Source organism: Falsiroseomonas oryzae (genome assembly GCF_027856955.1).
GTDB lineage: Bacteria > Pseudomonadota > Alphaproteobacteria > Acetobacterales > Acetobacteraceae > Falsiroseomonas > Falsiroseomonas oryzae.
The window spans coordinates 1-4,106 of sequence record NZ_JAPSMD010000461.1 but is presented as its reverse complement, the minus strand read 5'-3'; the positions used below and the strand labels follow the sequence as shown (position 1 = coordinate 4,106).

Genomic DNA, 4,106 nt, shown 5'->3' with positions numbered 1-4,106 from the left:
GGCGGCCCGCCCCTCGTCCCGCGCGGCGAGGACGCGCTGGACCGCGTGGCGGCGGCCATCGCGGCGCGGCAGGGCCGCCACCCGCGCCAGAGCTTCGCCCTCGGCCCCTCCGCGCCGGAACGGGTGAAGGCGGAGACCGTGCCGCGCATGGCCGAGGCCGCCGCGCGGCTCGGGATCCCGGTCTTCACGCATCTCTACGAGAGCCGCGCGACGGTCGTGCACGCGCGCCACACCATGCCCGGCGGCTCGATCGTCGAGTTCCTGGCGCAATGCGGGCTGCTCGGGCCACAACTGACCCTGGCGCATTGCGTCTGGCTGGACGAGGAGGAGATCGCGCGCCTGGCCGCTGCAGGCACGAACGTCGTGCTGAACCCCATGGGCAACCTCAAGACGCGCAGCGGCGTGGCGCCGGTGAAGGCGCTGCGACGCGCCGGCGTGCGGCTCGCGCTCGGCGCCGACAACTGCTCCTGCTCAGACGCGCAGAACCTGTTCCAGGTGATGAAGGCCTTCTGCGCCCTGCCCGCCGTCTCCGACGACCCCGACGAGGCGCCGCCGCCGGCCGCGGAGGCCTTGCGCGCCGCGACGCAGGGCGGGGCGCGCGCGGTCGGGCTGGAGGGGCAGGTCGGCGCAATCCGGCCGGGCATGCGCGCCGACCTGGTGCTGCTCGACCTCAGCGACCCGTCCTGGGTGCCGCTGAACAGCGCCATCCGGCAGCTCGTCTTCACGGAAGGCGGCCGCGCCGTACGCACCGTGCTGGTGGACGGCAGGATCGTGCTCGACGAAGGCCGGCTGACCACTCTGGATGAGGCAGCGCTGGCCGCGGAGGCCGAGCGGCTGCTGCCCGGCCTGCGCGCCGACGCCGCCGCGGTGCGGGAGCGCCTGACGCCGGTCTTCGCCCTGCTGGAGGAGGCGAACCGGCGCGCATGGGCCGAGCCGGTTCCGCTCTGGCGCTATGTCGGCGGCTGCCCGGCCTGCGGCACCCGCGGCCTGCGTGCCGAGGTCGTCCCGGGCTGACGCACCGCGCTACGGCGCCTGGATGTTCGCCGTGCGGATCAGGGTGCGCAGCTGCTCCACGTCGCGGCGCACGAACTCGCCGAAGGCGGCGCGCTCGATCCGCCACGCCTCGCCGCCGCTGCGCTCCTGCGACTCGCGGATCGCCGGATCCGCCAGCACCTTGCCGATCTCCGCATGCAGCCGGTCCAGGATCGCTGGCGGTGTCCGGGCGGGGGCCATGAGGCCCACCCAGATCGACTGCTCGTAGCCCGGCAGCACCGCGGCCACCGTGGCGACGCCGGGCAGCACCGGGCTCGGTGCGGGACCGGTGGCGCCGATGGCCCGCACGCGGCCGGTGCGGATCGTCTCCAGCATGGAGGGGATCGGATCGAAGCACAGCTGGACCTGGCCGCCCACGATCGCCGTGCGCATCTGGTCGCTGCTGCGGAAGGGAATGTGCTGGAAATCCACGCCGGCCTGCATGCGGAACAGCTCCGCCGCCAGGTGGTGGCCGCTGCCGATGCCGGGATTGCCGCAATCCAGCCGGCCGGGATTGGCGCGGGCATGGGCGATCAGCTCCGGGATCGAGTTCACCGGCAGCGAGGGATGCACCACGACCGCCAGATGGTTGAGGTTCAGCGAGGAGACCGGAGCAAGGTCGCGCAGTAGGTCGTAGGGGCGGTTCGGGATCAGCGTCTCGTTGGCGCTCTGCGTGCTCGTGACGATGATGAAGGTGTAGCCGTCCGGCGCCGACTTCACGACCGAATCGGTACCGATCACGCCGCCGCCGCCGGTGCGGTTCTCCACCACCACGGACTGCCCCAGCGGCTCCTGCAGGCGCTGCGCGACGGTGCGTGCGATGATGTCGGCGGTGCCGCCGACGCCGAAGGGCACGATGAAGCGGAGGGACCTGGTGGGCCATGGCGCCTGCGCCAGGGCGGGCATGGCGAGCGCCGAGAAGCCGAGGGCAAGCGTGGCGCGACGGGTGGCGGGCGTGCTGGTCATGCGTACGGGCCTCTGCTGCGATCGGGCCAGCCTAGCAAGCGGCGCACCAGCCTGTCCCCCCGCCTGCTTCCGCGCGGCGCTAACGCGCGACATGCTGCGTCCATGAGCACGCCCCCTCCCGCACCCCTCTGGCCGCTCGGCCGCCAGCTTGCCGCGATCGCCGAGGGCAGTCTGACGCCGGCCGCGTTGATGGCCGCCACGCGCGCCCGTGCGCGGCAGTTTGCCCGCTTCCGCGCCTTCTCCGCGCTCGACGAGGCAGGCGGAGATCCAGCACCGGGCCCGCTGGCTGGCGCCACGCTCGCCGTGAAGGGCAACATCCCTGTGGCAGGCCTGCCGCACACCGAGGGCAGCGCGCTGCATGTCGGGCGGATCGCGCCGGCCGATGCCGCCATGGTCGCCGCGCTGCGGAAGGCCGGCGCCGTGCCCCTCGGCATGACGACGCTGTCGGAGCTCGCGATGTACGCGGTGGAGAACCCGTTCGAGCCGATGGGTCTGAACCCCTGGGACGTGTCGCGGACGGCCGGCGGGTCCTCGACCGGCTCGGGGGTGGCGGTGGCGCTCGGCCTGGCCGCGCTCGGCCTCGGCACGGACACCGCCGGGTCGGTGCGCAATCCGGCCGTGCATTGCGGCATCGTCGGCTTCAAGCCGGGATTCGGCGTCTGGGACTATGCCGGCGTGCCGGTCTGGTCGCCATCGCTCGACACGCTCGGGCTGCTGGGGCGGAGGGTCGACTGCGTGGCCCGCGGTGCGGCAGCGCTCGGCACACCGTCGGGCCCGCCGCCCCCGCGGCTGCGCCTTCTGGTGCCGGCACGGCTGGTTGCCGGTGTTGCCGACGGCGCGACGCGCACCCTCTTCGCTGCGGCGCTGTCGCGCCTTGCGGCCCACGGGATCGCCCTGACGGAGGCCGAGGTTCCGCTCTGGGCGGAGGCGGACGCGGCGGTGGGTACCATCGCGCTGGCTGAAGGCGGCGCTGCGCTGCGCGCCCTTCCCGCGGAGGCGCCGATCGGCGCGCATCTGAAGGCGCGAGCGGCGCTGTCGGCGCAGCTTCCGACGGAGCAGGTCGCCGCGGCGCGGGACGTGCTCGCCCGCTTCGCGGCTGGCCTGCAGACGCTGCTGGACCGCGTCGCGGCGGATGCCGTCGTCACGCCGGGCTGGCCCTTCGCCGCGCCTCCGATTCCCGCCACGACGGTGGATTTCGATGGGCGCGCCGTGCCGCTCGATCCGGCGCGCAGCATCTTCATGCGGACCGCGAACGCCGCCGGCGCCCCCGCCCTGGTGCTGCCCGCCGGGCTCTACCCCGCCGAGGGCGTGCCCTTCGCCCTGCACCTGCTCGGCCGGCGCGGCGGAGACGGCGCGCTGCTCGCGCTGGCCGCGCAGGTCGAAGCCGCGCTGCCCGAGGCACCCGTGCCGCCGGTCGCGCTTACCGGGCTCTGACCACCATCGCGGCGAGCCCGCCGCCCGGCGGCGCCTGCTGCTCCGATCCGCCCGTGATGAAGGCGCGCGTGGTGCCGAACAGCGCGCCGACCAGGCCCGAGGCGACGGGCCGCATGTGCTTGTCGGGATCGAGCTCGCTCTCGAACACCGTGGTGCGCCGGCCGCGCACCATCCCGCCAGGCCGGACGCCCACCTTGAGGAACAGCGCCTCCGGCGCACTGGCGGTGAACAGCCCGTCGGCATCCGGCGGCAGGCCGGCACGCCGGGCCAGGCGCAGCAACGCGGGCGCGTCCAGGATGTCCGCCAGCGGCTCCGTATCCAGCACCAGGTCACCACCGGCGCCTGGGACGTTGGCGAACAGGATGACGTCGCAATGGCCGAGCTCGGTGCCGGAGAAGCACATCGCGCGGCGGCTGTGCAGCATCGGGTCGCGGCCGATGGTCGCGTCCGTCACCTGCGAATCATGCACCTCGCCCAGGGCGAGACCGACGCCCAGCGCCGCGACCGCGCGCGCCGTGGGCGTGGAGCCGGCCCGCGCCGCGACCGCAGGCGGAAGCTCGCCGAGGTGCCGGCGCGGCAGGACCGGGCTTTTCACGAAGACCAGGGCGACCTGCGCGGGCGTGGCACCGGCATCCGCCATGGCGCGCCGCACCGCTTCGGCCACGGCCAGCGCA

At 74.6% G+C, this 4,106-nt stretch carries 4 protein-coding genes; 2 read left to right on the top strand and 2 right to left on the bottom strand.

Annotated elements, in window-relative coordinates; translation table 11 throughout:
* On the top strand, positions 1-1,014 hold a 1,014-nt coding region (locus OZN99_RS26995), incomplete at its 5' end, for an amidohydrolase family protein (RefSeq protein ID WP_270938324.1).
* Positions 1,015-1,023: 9 nt separating this feature from the next.
* Here OZN99_RS26995 and OZN99_RS26990 read toward each other — a convergent pair.
* The gene (locus OZN99_RS26990; protein ID WP_270938323.1) at positions 1,024-1,998 is read right to left on the bottom strand and encodes a Bug family tripartite tricarboxylate transporter substrate binding protein; all 975 of its coding nucleotides are present in this window, start codon (positions 1,996-1,998) and stop codon (positions 1,024-1,026) included.
* 102 nt (positions 1,999-2,100) lie between these two features.
* On the opposite strand from OZN99_RS26990, the gene OZN99_RS26985 reads away from it, so the two are divergent.
* Positions 2,101-3,432: an amidase gene (locus OZN99_RS26985; RefSeq protein WP_270938322.1), complete on the top strand. Its 1,332-nt coding sequence runs from the start codon at positions 2,101-2,103 to the stop codon at positions 3,430-3,432.
* Here OZN99_RS26985 and OZN99_RS26980 read toward each other — a convergent pair.
* On the bottom strand, positions 3,419-4,106 hold a 688-nt coding region (locus OZN99_RS26980; protein WP_270938321.1), incomplete at its 5' end, for a ring-opening amidohydrolase. The genes OZN99_RS26985 and OZN99_RS26980 overlap by 14 nt on opposite strands.